Source organism: Kitasatospora sp. NPDC059327, assembly GCF_042752535.1.
GTDB lineage: Bacteria > Actinomycetota > Actinomycetes > Streptomycetales > Streptomycetaceae > Kitasatospora.
In genome coordinates this window covers 1-14,617 of record NZ_JBHYYB010000152.1, presented here as the reverse complement: position 1 = coordinate 14,617, position 14,617 = coordinate 1, and the positions used below count along the sequence as shown (strand labels likewise).

Genomic DNA, 14,617 nt, shown 5'->3' with positions numbered 1-14,617 from the left:
TCTCGACCACCAGCGCCGACAACCCTGAAAACACCACACTCACAAGCTCGTTGACATCTCGCACACCATGCCAACGATGCCGATCACCCTTGGTTGCCACCGATTACGAGACAGAGCCGAAATCCTGATAGACCCCAGAGAAGACCCGGGCCGCGGGACGGCTGACGGTGCCGTTCCGCGGCCCGGGCGTACGGGGCGGGTGTGCGTGCGGGGCGGGGGCGGGCGGACCGCTCGTGGACGGTGGAGTTCCCCGCCGCCCGGTGGACGGGCGACGGGGAACCGGGGGCGGTGGCGGGTCGAGTCAGGGCAGCGACGGCCCGCCACCGCTGTCCAGGGGCCGGCGGCCTCGCGGGGCCGCCGGCGCGGTGGTGCGGACGGGTCAGAAGCGGGCGACGGTGTAGCGCTCGACCGCGTCGTCGTCGAGTTCGAAGCCGAGGCCGGGGCCGGTCGGCACCACCAGGGCGCCGTCGGTGAACTTCGGCGGGTTGAGCAGGATGTTCTCCCTGATCGGGTTCGGGAGCCGGTTGTACTCGTAGGTGCGCAGGTTCGGGGTCGCCGCGCACAGCTGGAGGGCCGCGCAGAGGCTGACCCCGGAGCCGACACCGTGCGGGGCGATGTCCACGTGGAAGGCGGAGGCGAGCGCGGACAGGCGCATGGCCTCGGTGATGCCGCCGCACCGGGCGACGTTGGGCATGAAGACGTCGATGGCCCGGTGGAGCAGCGAGTCCCGGAGGTCGAAACGGGTGAAGTGGGTCTCGCCGTTGACGACGGTCAGACCGGTGCGCCGGCGCAACTCGGCGAGGTTGGCGAGGTCGTCCACCTGGAGCGGCTCCTCGTACCAGGAGATGCCGAGGTCCGCCAGGACGGCGCCGACCCGGGTGGCCTGGTCCAGGTCGTAGGCGCAGTTGACGTCGGTGAGGATCTCGATGTCGCCGCCGACGGCGTCGCGCACGGCGGTGAGGTGGGCGCGGTCGGTGCGCTCGCCCCGGCCGATCTTGACCTTGAGCGCCTTGAAACCGGCGTCGACGAAGCCGAGTGCCTGGCGGGCGGAGTCCTCCGGGTCCGCGTGCAGGGCCACCGGGCTGGCATAGCAGTCGACGCTCTCGCGGATCGGGCCGCCGAGCAGGCGGTGCACCGGGAGTCCGGCGAGCTTGCCGCGCAGGTCCCACAGGGCGAGGTCGACCCCGGCGAGGGCTTCGAGGTAGAAGCCGCGGTTGTGACCCCCGGCGGCCTGACCCTTGAAGAGCCGCTCCCAGATCGCGGCGGTGGCGAGGGCGTCCTGGCCGATCAGCAGCGGGGCGAGCACGGTCGCGACGACGGTGGCGGTGACCTGGGGGCTGGGCAGCCCGTAGGCCTCACCGATGCCGACCGAGCCGTCCTCGGTATGGATCTTGACCAGGGTCGCGTACTGCCCTCTGCGGGGGAGGACGAGGTGACTGGAGGCCGGGTACCGCAGCCAGTCCGGCACGTCCTCGGGCGAGTCGTACAGGTCGTCGAAGCTGGCGGACAGCGCCAGCGCCTCGACCTTGGTGATGCGCAGTGGCTGGGTGCTCACGGAAATCGCTCCTGGGGAGTGCCGGGCCCTCCCCCGTGCGGGGGAGGGAGTCGTGGGGGGCGGGCGTCGTGGTGTGCGGGCAGGTCGGCTGCCGCCGGCGATCTCGCCACGTGCGGTCCCTCGACCGCCGAGGACGGTGATCGCGGTGATCTCGGTGATCGCGGTGATCGCGCGGGCGGCGGCGGTGTCGAGGACGGCCGCGGCCGATCCGCCGGCGGTCACCGTTGGTGTCGGCACCGGTGGATCGGGTGGTGCTCATGGGTTGGCTCCGGGTCCGCCGGGGCCCGAAGACTCCTTAACGTATGCGATATACGAACTGTTCGCCAGGCTCCGCCCGGTTTCCCACCGCCGCGACGGCCGGCGGCCGGCGGCCGCGAGGCCGGTCCCGCTCACCGGAGGTCCGGCCGGTAGCAGGCCACCGGCGGGGCGGTGACGGGGGACGGCCGGGCGAGGACGGCGCCCGCGAGCCGGTCCGGGTCCGCGAGGCGGTGCCGGGCCGTGGTCACGTACATCCGGCCGCCGCCGAAGGCGACGCTGCTGACGTGCGGGGTGGGGACCGGCACCACCGCGCACAGCCGCCCCCGCGGGTCGTAGCAGTGCACGCGCCCCGCGCCCCACAGGGCGACCCAGAGCCGGCCCCGGTCGTCGACGGCCATGCCGTCGGGCCGTCCGTCGTCCGGGCCCAGGCGCACGAACGGCCGGGCCGGGCCGAGCTCCCCGGAGGCGGGGGCGACGGCGTGCGCGGCGATCAGGCCGCGGGCGCTGTCGGCCAGGTAGAGCGTGTCGCCGGACGGGTCGAAGACCGGCCCGTTGGGGACGGTGAGGCCGGTCAGCACCCGGTGCGCCGAACCGTCCCGGTCGATGCGGTGGAGCGACCCGGCGCCGGGTGCCGCGTCCGCGGCCATGCTGGTGGCCCAGAACCGCCCCCGCGGATCGCAGGCGGCGTCGTTCATCCGCCGCGGGTGCGGCGCGTCCGCCTCCGGCCGCGCGATCCAGTGCGGCTCCCCGCCGGAGCGCAGCAGTGCCACGCCCGGGCCGGCGGCGACGATCCACTCACCCGGCCGCCCCGCCACCGGGGCGGCCGCACCGAGCGGCACGCCCAGCCCGGCCTCACGCCGGGAGCGCCCCGGGCCGCCCCCGGGCGCCCGGCTGTACAGCGCGCCCCGGAGCAGGTCGACGAAGTACAGCCGGCCCTCGTGCCAGCGGGCCCCCTCGCCCAGCTGGTAACGCTCGGAGGAGCAGGGCCGCCAGCCGTCGTCGGCCGTCGCCGGCGCCTCCTCCCGTACGGTCCCCGTCATCGCAGCGTGCTGCCGGGTGCGGCGTCCAGCAGGGTCAGTTCGTCACGGGAGGGCAGGCCCTCCCAGTCCCCCGCCGAGGCGACCGCGAACGCCCCGGTGGTCACCGCCCGGCCGAGCCGGTCCGCCACCGGCAGGCCGTCGAGCAGACCGGAGAGGTAGCCCGCGACGAACGCGTCGCCGGCCCCGACGGTGCTCCGGACCGGGACCCGGACGGCCGGCCGGGAGAACGACCCGTCCCCGGTGAAGACCTCGGCACCGGCGGCGCCGCGCTTGACGACCACCTCGCCGACGCCCTGGGCGAGCAGCGCCTCGACGCACTCGGCCTCGTGCTCGACACCGGGCGGGGCGACCAGGGCGAGCTCGTCGTCGGAGGCCACCAGGATGTCCACCAGCGGGATCAACGGGCGCAGCGCGGCCGAGGCCTCCTGGGGCGACCAGAGCCTCGCCCGGTAGTTGACGTCGAGACAGACCGCGCCCCGTGCCGCGTGGGCGGCCGCCTCGACGGCGGCACGGGGGCCGGGGCCGAGCGCGGCCGTGACCCCGGTGAGGTGGACGATCCGGGCGCCCTCGGCGAGGGCGCCGGCCAGGCAGCCCGGGGTCAGCCGGGAGCCGGCCGAGCCGGCGCGGTAGTAGGAGACCCGCGTCAGGTCGGCCACCCTCGGCTCGAAGAGCACCAGCCCGGTCGGCGCGGCGTCGACGGACACGCGGGAGACGTCCACGCCCTCAGCCCGCAGGGTGCGCAGGACCAGGCGGCCGAGTTCGTCGTCGCCGTTCACGCCGACCCAGCGCACCGCGTGCCCGAGCCTGGCGAGGCCGATGGCGACGTTGGCCTCGGCGCCGGCCATCGAGAGGGCGAGGGTGGCGCCGAGTCGGAGAGGTCGGTCGGCACGCAGGGCCGCCATGGCCTCGCCGAGGGTCAGGACGTCGAGCACGGGAACTCCTCGGCGATCGCACGGAAGGCGGCGATGCGGGCGGGCAGCCCCGCGGTGTCACCGCCGGTCCCGGCGGCGGTGCCGAGCAGCGGGCCACCGACGCCGACGGCGAGCGCGCCGGCGGCCAGGAAGTCGCGGGCGGCCCGGGCGTCCACTCCGCCGACGGGCACGAAGGGCACGTCGGGGAAGGGGTCGCGCAGGGCACGCAGGTAGCCGGGGCCGCCGAGGCTGCCGGGGAACAGCTTGACCGCCGTCACGCCCTCCTCGCGGGCGCGTGCCACCTCGGTCGGCGTGATCGCCCCGGCGAGGACCGGCATGCCGAGGGACCGCGCCACGCCGACGGCCTCGGTCACCCCGGGGGTCACCGCGAAGGCGGCGCCGGCCCGGGCGGCGGCCCGGGCGTCCGCGGCGGTGAGCAGCGTGCCGGCGCCGAGTGCCGCGCCGGGGCCGAGGGCCGTCCGGGCGCGCTCCAGGACGTCGAGCGCGCCGGTGGTGGTGAGCGACACCTCCACCAGGTCGATACCGGACGCGAAGAGGGTGAGGACCGCATCCAGGGCGGCGTCGGGGTCGTTCCCCCTGACGACGGCCAGGATCCGGCGATCGCGCAGAACGGAGAGAAGGTCGTCAGGTTGCACGGGTGCCTCCGAAGCCCAGGTGATGACTTTAGGATATCGTATACTTTCTCTCCTGGCTCCACCCCGCTCCCCACCCCGCGCGCCCCGCCCCGCGCTCCCCGCCCGACGAAAGGTGCCCCTCGATGACCCGTACCGCCCTGATCACCGGCGCGGCCGGCGGGATCGGCCGCGCGGTCGCGGCCCGCATGGTCGCCGACGGCCTGCGCGTGGCCGGCCTCGACCTCGCCGATCCGCGGCTGCCCGGCGTCACGTTCCACCGGGCGGACGTGACCGACCCCGGGCAGGTCCGCGCCGCGGTGCGGGCGGCCGTCGACGGCCTGGGCGGAGTGGACGTGCTGGTCACCTGCGCCGGCATCACCGAGGGCGACCCGCTGCACCTGACCACCGACGACGGCTGGCGGCGCGTGCTGTCCGCCAACCTCGACTCGGTCTTCCTCTGCGTCCGGGAGGTACTGCCCGCGATGATGGCGGCCGGCTCGGGCTCGGTGGTCACCATCGGGTCGGTGCTGCACCGCACCGCCGCACCGGGCCTGCCCGCGTACGCCGCCGCCAAGGGCGCGATCGCCGCGCTGACCCGCCAGCTCGCCGTGGACTACGGCCGGTACGGCATCAGCTTCGTCACACTCGCCCCCGGCTGGGTGCGGACCCCGGCAACCGAGTCGCGACTCGCCTCCGGCGAGGGGGACTTGGCGCGACTGCGGGAGAGCAACCCGATGCGCACCCTGATCGACGTCCAGGACATCGCGGAGGCGGTCGCCTTCGCCTCCTCGCCGGCGGCCGGCGCGCTCTCCGGCTCCGAGCTGGTCCTGGACGCGGGCGCCTCGGTGGTCAGCCCCGCCAGCCTGCTGCGCGATGCCCATCGCGAGCGGATGGGACTGCCACCGCTCGACACCCACTGACCCGGTGCGCACGGGCCGGCCCGACCGCACCGACCGCACCGACCCCGGCGGCTTGGGCGCGCGAGGGGATCGCGCGCCCACCGAGCCGTGCCGTGATCCGGTCGCGCCGGACGGTGAGCAGCGGTCGCCCAACCGGGCCCCGCCGGTCGGGCGGCCCCGCTACGGACCGTCCGCCCGCCCGGAGCGCCCGCCAGGGGCCCGGGTCGGGCTCCGGACCGCGGCACCCGGCACGCTCGGCGGCGTTACGGCGCCACCCTCGGGAGATGTCCCCAGGACGCGCCCGCGGGCCGTCCCTCGGGGCTCACTGGCCGCTCACGATGCGCCAGGCCACCCGCTTGCGGGCGCTGCTCCCGCACGCCACGTGCAGGGCGTCCTCGATCAGCCTGACCTGCTCGCGGACGGCCCTCGCCCAGGTCTGCTCGCGCACGTACGCCGAGATCGTCTCGGCGTCGTCCGGACGCCGCGGTTCCCCGATCAGGGCGGTGCGCAAGGCCTTGAGCCCGGCCTGCATGGCGAGCACCTCGGCGTCCAGGTAGAGGCGGAGCATGCAGGCCAGCTCCACCGGATTGCGGTGGAACACCTCCTCGTGACGCCACCGGGCGGGGGCGAGGTCCAACAGCCAGTCCTTCGCCGACTGTTCGAACTCCGGGGTGCCGGGGCGGCGAACGGCACCCGGCCAACGGGCCGAGGACGATCGTGCCGGTCTGGGCCCGGGCACTTCGTCGGACGCTTCGCTGCGAGTCATGGTTCATCACCCCAGGTGCCGAGGGACGGTACCCCGCGCCAAGCCCACCGGGCGACTGCCGCCCTGGCCTCGGGCCCGGCGTGTCCACTCGACCGGGGCGGCCGTCGACGGCCGCCGTACCGGTCCCGACCGGGGCGATTGGGGTGCGACGAGTCTCAGACCTGCGATCCGCACTGTCAAGCAGGGAACCAGCGGTCGGTACGGACGAGGAGCGGACGGCTCCCCGACCGGCCCGGCGCCGGGTCGCGGGGGTGAGCCGGCGCCGGGGCGGAAGGGCGGGTCGGGTCGCGCGGGCGGTGATGTCGTCGCACCGGCCGTACCCCGCGGCGGTCGCACCCGGTCGGCAGGCAGCGGGTCGGTGCCGTCCGGGGCGACGAAGCGGGGGGCGTCGGCCCGCTTCTCCACGTCGATCGAACGATCAGCCGTCTGCCCTGGCCCGCCCTCCCGGGACCGCCGCCCGGTCAGGGCGCCGGGAAGCGGTCGATGTTCCGCTCGACCCAGGTCCGCAGGTGAGCCAGCGGCGCACAGGCGTCGCGACCGAGCTCGGTCAGGCGGTACTCGACCCGCAGCGGGACCTCGGCGAAGACCTCGCGGTCCACCAGACCGTGCTCCTCCAGGCGGCGCAGGGTGTGGGTGAGCACCTTGGGGCTGACGCCCTGGAGCCGCGCGCGCAGGGCGCCGAAGCGCCGCGGACCGGGCTCCAGCGCGCCCAGGGCGAGGGCGCTCCACTTGTTGGCGAGCAGATCGAGCATGTCGCGGCACGGGCAGGCGGCGGCGTAGACGTCCTTCGGCGCGTCGCAGTGAGCGGACGCCGCCGGCGCCACGGGCAGGGTCGCTTTCGGGGTCATGGCGCCATGGTACCCAAAGGGAAGTTGTGTCCCTTGCGGGTTACCACTACCCGTTCCGTACCGTCGTCGTGACGGCCCCCGGGGCCGGTCCCCGGCGGGCCCGGCCGGGGACCGGACCACCCGGACCGGGGCCGGTTCCGGCACAGAACCCAGGACCGAAGGACACCGCGATGAGCGAGAACGAGATCCCCACGACGATGCGCGCCGTGGCCTACCGCGCGAGCCTGCCCGTCGAGCACCCGGACAGCCTCCAGGACGTGGAGCTGCCGGTGCCGCAGCCCGCGCCGCGGGACCTGCTGGTCCGGGTGGAGGCGGTCGCGCTCAACCCGGTCGACCACAAGGTGCGCCAGAACGTCGATCCGCGGGGCGAGTGGAAGGTGCTCGGCTGGGACGCGGCCGGCACGGTGGTCGCGGTCGGGGACGAGGTCACGCTGTTCGAGGTCGGGGACGAGGTCTACTACGCCGGCGCGATCGACCGTCCGGGCGCCGATGCCGAGTACCACGCCGTGGACGAGCGGATCGTCGGCCACCGGCCCCGATCGGTCTCCTTCGCCGGGGCCGCCGCGCTGCCACTGACCGCGCTGACCGCCTGGGAGGGCCTCTTCGAGCGGCTGGGGCAGGCCGCCGTCGCCCCCGACCGCACCGGCACGCTGCTGGTGACCGCGGCGGCGGGCGGGGTGGGCGCCGTCGTCACCCAGCTGGCCCGCGCACTGACCGGGCTGACCGTGATCGGCACCGCCTCCCGGCCGGAGAGCGCCGAGTTCGCGCGCCGCATGGGTGCCCACCACATCGTCGACCACCACCGGCCGCTCGCCGGGCAGCTGGCCGAGGTCGCGCCGGACGGGGTGGACCTGGTGTTCAGCACGGCCGGCACCGACCGCAACCTCCCCGCGTACGCCGAGGTGCTGAAGCCCTTCGGCGCGATCGTGGCCATCGACGACTTCGGCGCGCTGGACATCGGGGTCCTCAAGTCCAAGAGCATCTCGTTCCACTGGGAGTTCATGTACACCCGCTCGCTGCACCGCACGCCGGACCAGGACACCCAGCACCGCATCCTGGAGCGGGTCGCCCGCCTGGTGGACGACGGCGTGCTGACCAGCACCGCGACGAACGACCTCGGTCCGATCACGGCGGCGGGCCTGCGCGAGGCCCACCGCCGCCAGGAGTCCGGCACCACGATCGGAAAGACCACCCTCACGGGGTTCCCCCGCTGAGGGTCCGCGACGACGGCGACGTCCGCCGCCGGTCGCGCGGCACCCGAGAACCCCGGGGCCCGATCGGCCTCGGGGTTCTCGGGGCGCTGCGACCGGGTCACGGCCTGCCGACCGCGACCCCGGCGCGCGTCAGGCCGCCGGGGTCAGGCTGGCGTCCCGCCGAGCCCGGCCGCGGCGGGAGGGCAGCTGGACCAGCCGGCAGCCGTGCCGTGCCAGCTCCTCCTTCACCGCGTTCGCCTCGTCGTCGTCCAGGCCGAACACGTACAGTCCGGGAACCAGCAGGATGTCCACCGATCCGGCGGCGACGGCCTTCAGCAGGGCGTCCCGGGAGGGCAGTCCGTCACCGGCGCGCAGCCCGTTGTCCAGGAACATCACCGGCTCGGGCAGCCCGGAGGAGAACGCGAGCTCCTCCAGTGCGCGGCGGTGGCACTCCATCCCGCTCGCGTCGAAGGGGTAGGAGCGGAGGTAGATCGCCGTCCGCGGCGCCCGCCCGGTGTCACTGCTCCGGTCGAATGCGAACATCTCTGCCACCTGCCTGATCTCGGGGGCCGCGCCGAGTGCCGCGACACTCCCAGTGCAGCCTGCGGATCGATAGGTGTTCAATGCGGGCCCCTACCTAGGTACACCCTCAGTGACCGATCCCACCCGGGGCACGACGCAGGGTGACACATCCGCCCGCCCCTGACGTGCCCCCTCCTCGCCCGGGCGGTGTCGCGGATCCCGGCCGCGCGACGTGCCCGGCTCGCGCGGCACCTTCACCACACGCCGGGCCACCGGGCGGAGCGAGAGGAAGCGGGCGGCGGCGATCTCCTCCCCGGGCGCGCCGCCGCCGAGCAGCCCGGCCCCCTCCCGTTCCCGGGGAGCTCGCTACCGTACCCGGCCCGGCCGGCCGGGTACGGCCCGGGCAGACCCACCGACGCCGCGGTCGGGTCACACAGGCCGGGGACACGGCTGGCCGGCACCCGGCGACGGGCCACCGGACCGGGTCGACGAGTACCAACTGATCTCCCAGCAAGGATCATTGGCATACCCGACCACTATTCGCCGGCCGGATCACACCGGGCCCGAAGACACTTGACGATCTTTCGGACCGTCGTCGACCTGCGGGAACACCCGGAGCAATCGTCCGCACAAACCCGCCGGGCCCGAACCCCGCTCCGCCCCGGCCGGTCCCCGGCCAATGCGGGGTGGCAAGAACCGGACACGGCCGAAAATGACCGGGCCCGCCCGGCGGCGGGCTGCGTCCCGGCGAGGGAATTCGGCCGATTCCGGCGGCCGGGCGACTATCCGGGCGCGGCGCGACTCCCCGGAACCGGCCACCACCGCAACGGATCACGACCCCCGCACGGCGCGGGGAGCGGCCCGCGGGCCCGGCCGGCCGATGTGCAGATTTCAATCGTTCCCCGCCTTTCGGGGGGTGAGATCACGCCAGGTCGACGGCCTGCCGCCGGGCCCGAACGGTCGGGCCGGGACGGTCCGGACCGAGGACTTCCAGGTCGGGAAGGGTCGATTCGGAGGGTCAACCGCAATACCCGCGAAGGGAGTTCCGAAACCTTGACCTGATCGTGCGTCAGCATGCCATACCAAGTCGGACGCCACCGATCCAGACCTTTCTTCAGGAGGATTTGGAAGTACTCTGTCGTCAACCGTGCGAGAACCTGTTCGACTCCTGGGGGGCCATTCCCGGAACCGGAGTGTTTCTTCGCGCGGTCGATGATGTTTCTTCGGTACGGGGGTGACTTGTGGTGGAGGGTCACGCAATGAATTTCAGGGTTCTTGGCCCATTGGCGGTTCAGGCCGGAGGAATCCCCGTGAATCCCGGGTCGGCCCGGCAGCGGGCGGTATTGTCCGCCCTTCTCTTGACACCCGGCCAGCCCGTGACGGTGGAACAACTCACAGAGGCCGTCTGGCCGCGGAATCCGCCGAACGACGTCATGGCGAATCTGCACAGCTATGTGTCCAACCTCCGGCGGCTGTTGGAGCCGAACCGGCCGCCCCGGAGCCGGAACACCGTCCTGCGGCGCGAAGCGAGCGGCTACGTCCTGGCCGTGGACGCCGAGTGCATCGACGCCGTCCGCTTCGAGCGGACGCTGCACGAGGGCCGACGGCAACTCCAGGCCGGCACCAACCGGACGGCGCGCCGGACCCTGGAGGACGGGCTGGCGCTGTGGCGCGGACCCGCCTACCCGGAGGTGAGCGACTACGCGCTCGGCGCGCAGACGGCCTCGCGGTTCGAGGAGCTGCGACTCCTCGCCCTGGAGAGCCTGTGGGACGCCACCCTGGCCGAGGAGTGCGACTTCTCCGCGCTCGCCGCCGAACTGCCCGCGCTCGCCACCCGGTTCCCGACCCGCGAGCGGTTCAGCTGGCTGCTGATGAAGGCCCTGTACCGGTCGGGCCGGCGCGCCGACGCGATCGACGCCTACCACCGCACCCGCCGGACCCTGGCGGAGGAGTACGGCGTCGACCCGGGCAACGAGCTGCAGGAACTGTTCGGCACGATCCTGCGCGGCGACCCGATCGCCGGCTGCGCCTGAGCACCTGTCGTCGGGGGGCCGGCGCTGGACTCGCGTCACCGGGGCACCTGCACTGAGCCCGCGTCACGGAGACACCGCCCTCGCGCTCTTGGCACCCGACTCGCGCCACTGAGCACCCGTCACCGGACTCACCTCACCGAACACCCGTCAGACGGCTCTCCGAACGGAGGCCGGACGACCGGCAGGGCCATCACGCCTACCGGCCGTCCGGCCTTTTGCCTGCCCTTGACATTGTCATGCCCATTGCTTATGGGGTATCCGGCGACGCCGCCGCCAGACCGTTCGCCGTCGAATCCCCGCAGGTCGGATCCGCCGTCCAAAGCCGGTTCAAGTCGTCTCCCAGTCGGCTCCAAGTCACAACCAAGACGGCCCTGGCAAGGTGCTGACGACAGGCATGAAGATCAACAGCGGGCGGGCCCGAACCGTCCCGCCGGGCCCAAGCGAGCACGACCGAAGGAAACCCCGGCCGCGAACCACCGCCGTCACGGCGGTCGCGGACCGGACCCATCGGCTGCACCGGCCGACCGGGTGGGAAGTCGAGACGATGAGGAAAGCCGAGTTCGCCGTGCCCCAGACGAGTTGTGAGGACGACACGGTCGCCGTCGTCGGACTGTCCCTTCCGGCGCCCGAACACCGTGACGACGACCGAGGCCACGACGGGCCGGACGGCGGCGCCGCGTTCTTCGGCGTTCCCCCCGAGCGGGCCACCGGGCTCGGCCCCGCCGACTGGGCCGGGCCGGAACTCGGCTGGACCGCCCTGGAGGACGCCGGAATCGTCCCCGCCTCGCTGGGCACGGGCCGGACGGGCGTCTTCCTCACCGCGTCCTCCCGGGCCGGCGCCGCGGAGCACCTCGCCGCCGTCCTGGACCTCCACGGCCCGCTGGTCACCCTCGAAGCGTCGTCCACCGCGCGGGACGCCGCCGCCCTGGCCGCGGCGAGCCTGCGCCGCGGGGAGTGCGACCTCGCGCTCGCCGGTGACACCGGCACGGTGCTCGCGGTGCTCCGGCCACTGCCGGCCGCACGCCGCGACGGCGGGCGGATCCACGGCCTGATCGGCGGCCGCTACCCCGCGGCCGACGCCGGGGAGGACGGCTCGGCGGGCACGGACCGTACGGACGGCACCGGTCCGCTCGACCTCCTCGGGGCACGACCGGTCGACCCCGCCGACCCCGCCGCCGCCGGTGCCGCCGCCCGACCCGCCGAGTCCTCTCCCGCCGCCCCGCGCCCCCTGGCGACCGCGTTCACGCCGCTGGTCCTCTCCGCCCGCAGCGCCGCCGGTCTGCGGGCCCAGGCCCGGCTGCTCCAGGATCGCTTCGACTCCGACCCCGCGCTCCGACTCACCGACACGGGCCTCGCGCTGGCCACCACCCGGACCTCCTTCGAGCACCGTGCCGTCCTGGTCGCCGACAGCCGCGAGCACGTCCTGAAGGGCCTGCGCGCCCTCGCCGAGGACGGCTTCGGCCCGCTGCTGGTCCGCGGCACCGCGGGCACCACGAACACCGGAACGGGCGCGGTCTTCGTCTTCCCCGGCCAGGGCACCCAGTGGCCCGGCATGGCACTCGCCCTGCTGGAGTCCTCCGAGGTGTTCCGGGAGCACCTGCGAGCCTGCGCCGACGCGCTCGAACCGCACGTCCCCTGGTCCCTGAACGATGTCCTGCGCGGGGCCCCGGGCGCTCCGGCCCTGGTGGCGGTGGACGTCGTCCAGCCCGTCCTGTTCGCCGTCATGGTCTCGCTCGCGGCCCTCTGGCGCGCCTGCGGCGTGGAGCCCGCCGCCGTGGTGGGCGCCAGCCTCGGCGAGATCGCGGCCGCCCACGTCGCCGGGGCGCTCAGCCTGGACGAGGCCGCCGAAGTGGTGGCGCGGTGGAGCCGGGCACAGGCCGACGCGGCCGGCGAGGGCGACCTGGCCTCCGCCCTGCTGCCCCGCGAGCAGCTGGCGCCGCGACTGGTCCGGTGGCGGGGCAGGCTCGACATCGCCGGCACCAACGGCCCGCGGTCCGCGCTGTTCTCCGGCGACCGGGACGCCGTCGACGAACTGCTCGCCGAACTGGCCGCCGACGGCGTCCGGGCGCGGAAGCTGAGCAACGGGCTCGCCGCGCACTCCCCCGGGCTGCGCCTGGACCGCGACCGGCTGCTCGCCGACCTCGCGCACATCCGGCCGCGCACCTCGGCCGTCCCGTTCTACTCCTCGGCCACCGGCGGGCCGCTGGACACGGCCGAGCTGGACGGCGCGTACTGGATCCGTCAGATCACCGGCGAGATCCGCTTCGAGGAGGCCACCCGCGCGCTGCTGTCCGACGGCCACCGGACCTTCCTGGAGGTGGCTCCGCACCCCGGCCTGCTCGGGGGTCTCCAGGAGACGCTGGACGAGGCCGGCCTGACGGAGCACACCGCCGTCATCGGCACCCTCAGCCGTGACCAGGGCGGGCCGGACCGGTTCCTGACCTCCCTCGCACAGCTGCACGTCCGGGGTACGGCCGTGGACTGGCCCGCCGTCCTCACCGGCGCGGACGCGCGACGGGTGCCGCTGCCGACGTACCCGTTCCGCGCCGCGCGGCCGGCCGACGGGCGCTCGGAGGCCGAACGGCAGCGGTGGATCCGGGAGCTGGTCCGTGCGGAGATCACGGCGCTGCGCGGCCCCGGGGCGGCGGCCGAGGCCGGCGCGGACCGGTCGTTCCGGGACCTCGGCTTCGACTCGGCCACGGCGGTCGAGCTGCGCAACCGCCTGATGGCGGCGACCGGCCTGCCGCTGCCGCTCACGCTGCTCTTCGACCATCCGACGCCCGAGGCCCTGCGCCGGTACCTGCTCGCGGGGCCGGGCGGCGGGGCCGGCGCCGCGGCGGCCTCCGCTTCCGGCGGTGCGGAGGCGGGCCCGGCGTCGGCCGAGGCGGCAGCCGGCGAGGCGGAGCCGATCGCGATCGTCGCGATGGCGTGCCGGTTCCCCGGCGAGGTCCACAGCCCGGAGGACCTGTGGCAGCTGGTCACCGACGAGCAGGACGCCGTCACGCCGTTCCCCGGGAACCGTGGCTGGGACGTGTCCTCGCTGTACGACCCCGACCCGGCCCGCAGCGGGCACAGCTACGCCCGCGAGGGCGGCTTCCTGCACGACGCGGACCGCTTCGACGCCGCGTTCTTCGGCATCAGTCCGCGCGAGGCGCTGGCGATGGACCCGCAGCAGCGGCTGCTGCTGGAGACGGCGTGGGAGGCCTTCGAGCGGGCCGGCATCGACCCCTCCTCGGTCCGCGGCTCACGCACCGGCGTCTACGTCGGCGCGATGACCCAGGACTACGGCGCCCGCATGCACGAGGCGGGTTCCGGCGTCGAGGGCCACGTCCTGACCGGGACGACCGTCAGCGTGCTCTCCGGCCGGCTGTCCTACGTGTTCGGGCTGGAGGGACCGGCGATCACCGTCGACACGGCGTGCTCCTCCTCGCTGGTCGCCCTGCACCTGGCCGTCCGGGCGCTGCGGGCCGGCGAGTGCACGATGGCCGTCGCGGGCGGCGCGGCCGTGATGGCGTCGCCGGGCATGTTCGTCGAGTTCAGCCGCCAGCGCGGCCTGGCCCCGGACGGGCGCTGCAAGGCCTTCGCGGCCGCCGCCGACGGCACCGCGTGGGGCGAGGGCGCCGGCGTCCTGCTGCTGGAGCGGCTCTCGGACGCGCGACGCCACGGGCACCGGGTGCTCGCGGTGGTCCGCGGCTCGGCGGTCAACCAGGACGGTGCCTCCAACGGGCTGTCCGCGCCGAGCGGGCCGGCCCAGCAGCGGGTGATCCGGGCGGCACTGGCCGACGCCCGGCTCTCGACGGCGGACGTGGACGCGGTGGAGGCGCACGGGACGGGCACCAAGCTGGGCGACCCGATCGAGGCACAGGCCCTGCTGGCCACCTACGGACAGGCCCGCCCGGCCGAACGACCGCTCTGGCTGGGCTCGTTGAAGTCCAACATCGGGCACACCCAGGCCGC

At 74.8% G+C, this 14,617-nt stretch carries 11 protein-coding genes; 4 read left to right on the top strand and 7 right to left on the bottom strand.

Annotated elements, in window-relative coordinates:
- Positions 1–379: 379 nt before the first annotated feature.
- The 4 genes from ACFXHB_RS41750 to ACFXHB_RS41735 form a co-directional block, all read right to left on the bottom strand.
- Entirely contained in the window at positions 380–1,555 is a 1,176-nt protein-coding gene (locus tag ACFXHB_RS41750; RefSeq protein ID WP_380581928.1) for a mandelate racemase/muconate lactonizing enzyme family protein, read from the bottom strand.
- Between the two features lie 389 nt (positions 1,556–1,944).
- Positions 1,945–2,853, bottom strand: a complete 909-nt coding sequence (locus tag ACFXHB_RS41745) for an SMP-30/gluconolactonase/LRE family protein (RefSeq protein WP_380581926.1) — start codon at positions 2,851–2,853, stop codon at positions 1,945–1,947.
- Complete coding sequence (locus ACFXHB_RS41740; RefSeq protein ID WP_380581932.1) at positions 2,850–3,755, bottom strand: sugar kinase; 906 nt, start codon at positions 3,753–3,755, stop codon at positions 2,850–2,852. Before ACFXHB_RS41740 ends, ACFXHB_RS41745 begins: the two co-directional genes overlap by 4 nt.
- Positions 3,756–3,769: 14 nt before the next feature.
- On the bottom strand, positions 3,770–4,420 hold the full coding sequence (locus ACFXHB_RS41735) for a bifunctional 4-hydroxy-2-oxoglutarate aldolase/2-dehydro-3-deoxy-phosphogluconate aldolase (RefSeq protein WP_380581924.1): 651 nt from the start codon (positions 4,418–4,420) through the stop codon (positions 3,770–3,772).
- 122 nt (positions 4,421–4,542) lie between these two features.
- Between ACFXHB_RS41735 and ACFXHB_RS41730 the strand changes: the two genes are divergently transcribed.
- Positions 4,543–5,319, top strand: coding sequence for an SDR family NAD(P)-dependent oxidoreductase (locus ACFXHB_RS41730; protein WP_380581922.1), 777 nt, complete (start codon positions 4,543–4,545; stop codon positions 5,317–5,319).
- Positions 5,320–5,620: 301 nt separating this feature from the next.
- On the opposite strand, the gene ACFXHB_RS41725 is transcribed toward ACFXHB_RS41730, so the two are convergent.
- Positions 5,621–5,935 carry a hypothetical protein gene (locus ACFXHB_RS41725; RefSeq protein WP_380581920.1) on the bottom strand — a complete coding sequence of 105 codons (315 nt, stop codon included), beginning with the start codon at positions 5,933–5,935 and terminating at the stop codon, positions 5,621–5,623.
- Positions 5,936–6,525: 590 nt separating this feature from the next.
- Positions 6,526–6,912: a winged helix-turn-helix transcriptional regulator gene (locus tag ACFXHB_RS41720; RefSeq protein ID WP_380581918.1), complete on the bottom strand. Its 387-nt coding sequence runs from the start codon at positions 6,910–6,912 to the stop codon at positions 6,526–6,528.
- A 197-nt stretch (positions 6,913–7,109) separates the two neighbouring features.
- Between ACFXHB_RS41720 and ACFXHB_RS41715 the strand changes: the two genes are divergently transcribed.
- Positions 7,110–8,126 carry a zinc-binding alcohol dehydrogenase family protein gene (locus ACFXHB_RS41715; protein ID WP_380581930.1) on the top strand — a complete coding sequence of 339 codons (1,017 nt, stop codon included), beginning with the start codon at positions 7,110–7,112 and terminating at the stop codon, positions 8,124–8,126.
- Positions 8,127–8,255: 129 nt separating this feature from the next.
- On the opposite strand, the gene ACFXHB_RS41710 is transcribed toward ACFXHB_RS41715, so the two are convergent.
- Positions 8,256–8,648 carry a hypothetical protein gene (locus ACFXHB_RS41710; RefSeq protein ID WP_380581916.1) on the bottom strand — a complete coding sequence of 131 codons (393 nt, stop codon included), beginning with the start codon at positions 8,646–8,648 and terminating at the stop codon, positions 8,256–8,258.
- Between the two features lie 1,238 nt (positions 8,649–9,886).
- On the opposite strand from ACFXHB_RS41710, the gene ACFXHB_RS41705 reads away from it, so the two are divergent.
- Positions 9,887–10,660 (top strand): BTAD domain-containing putative transcriptional regulator, encoded by a 774-nt coding sequence (locus ACFXHB_RS41705; protein WP_380581914.1) that lies wholly within the window; start codon positions 9,887–9,889, stop codon positions 10,658–10,660.
- 544 nt (positions 10,661–11,204) lie between these two features.
- A partial coding sequence (locus ACFXHB_RS41700) for a beta-ketoacyl synthase N-terminal-like domain-containing protein (RefSeq protein WP_380581912.1) occupies positions 11,205–14,617 on the top strand: 3,413 nt, incomplete at its 3' end.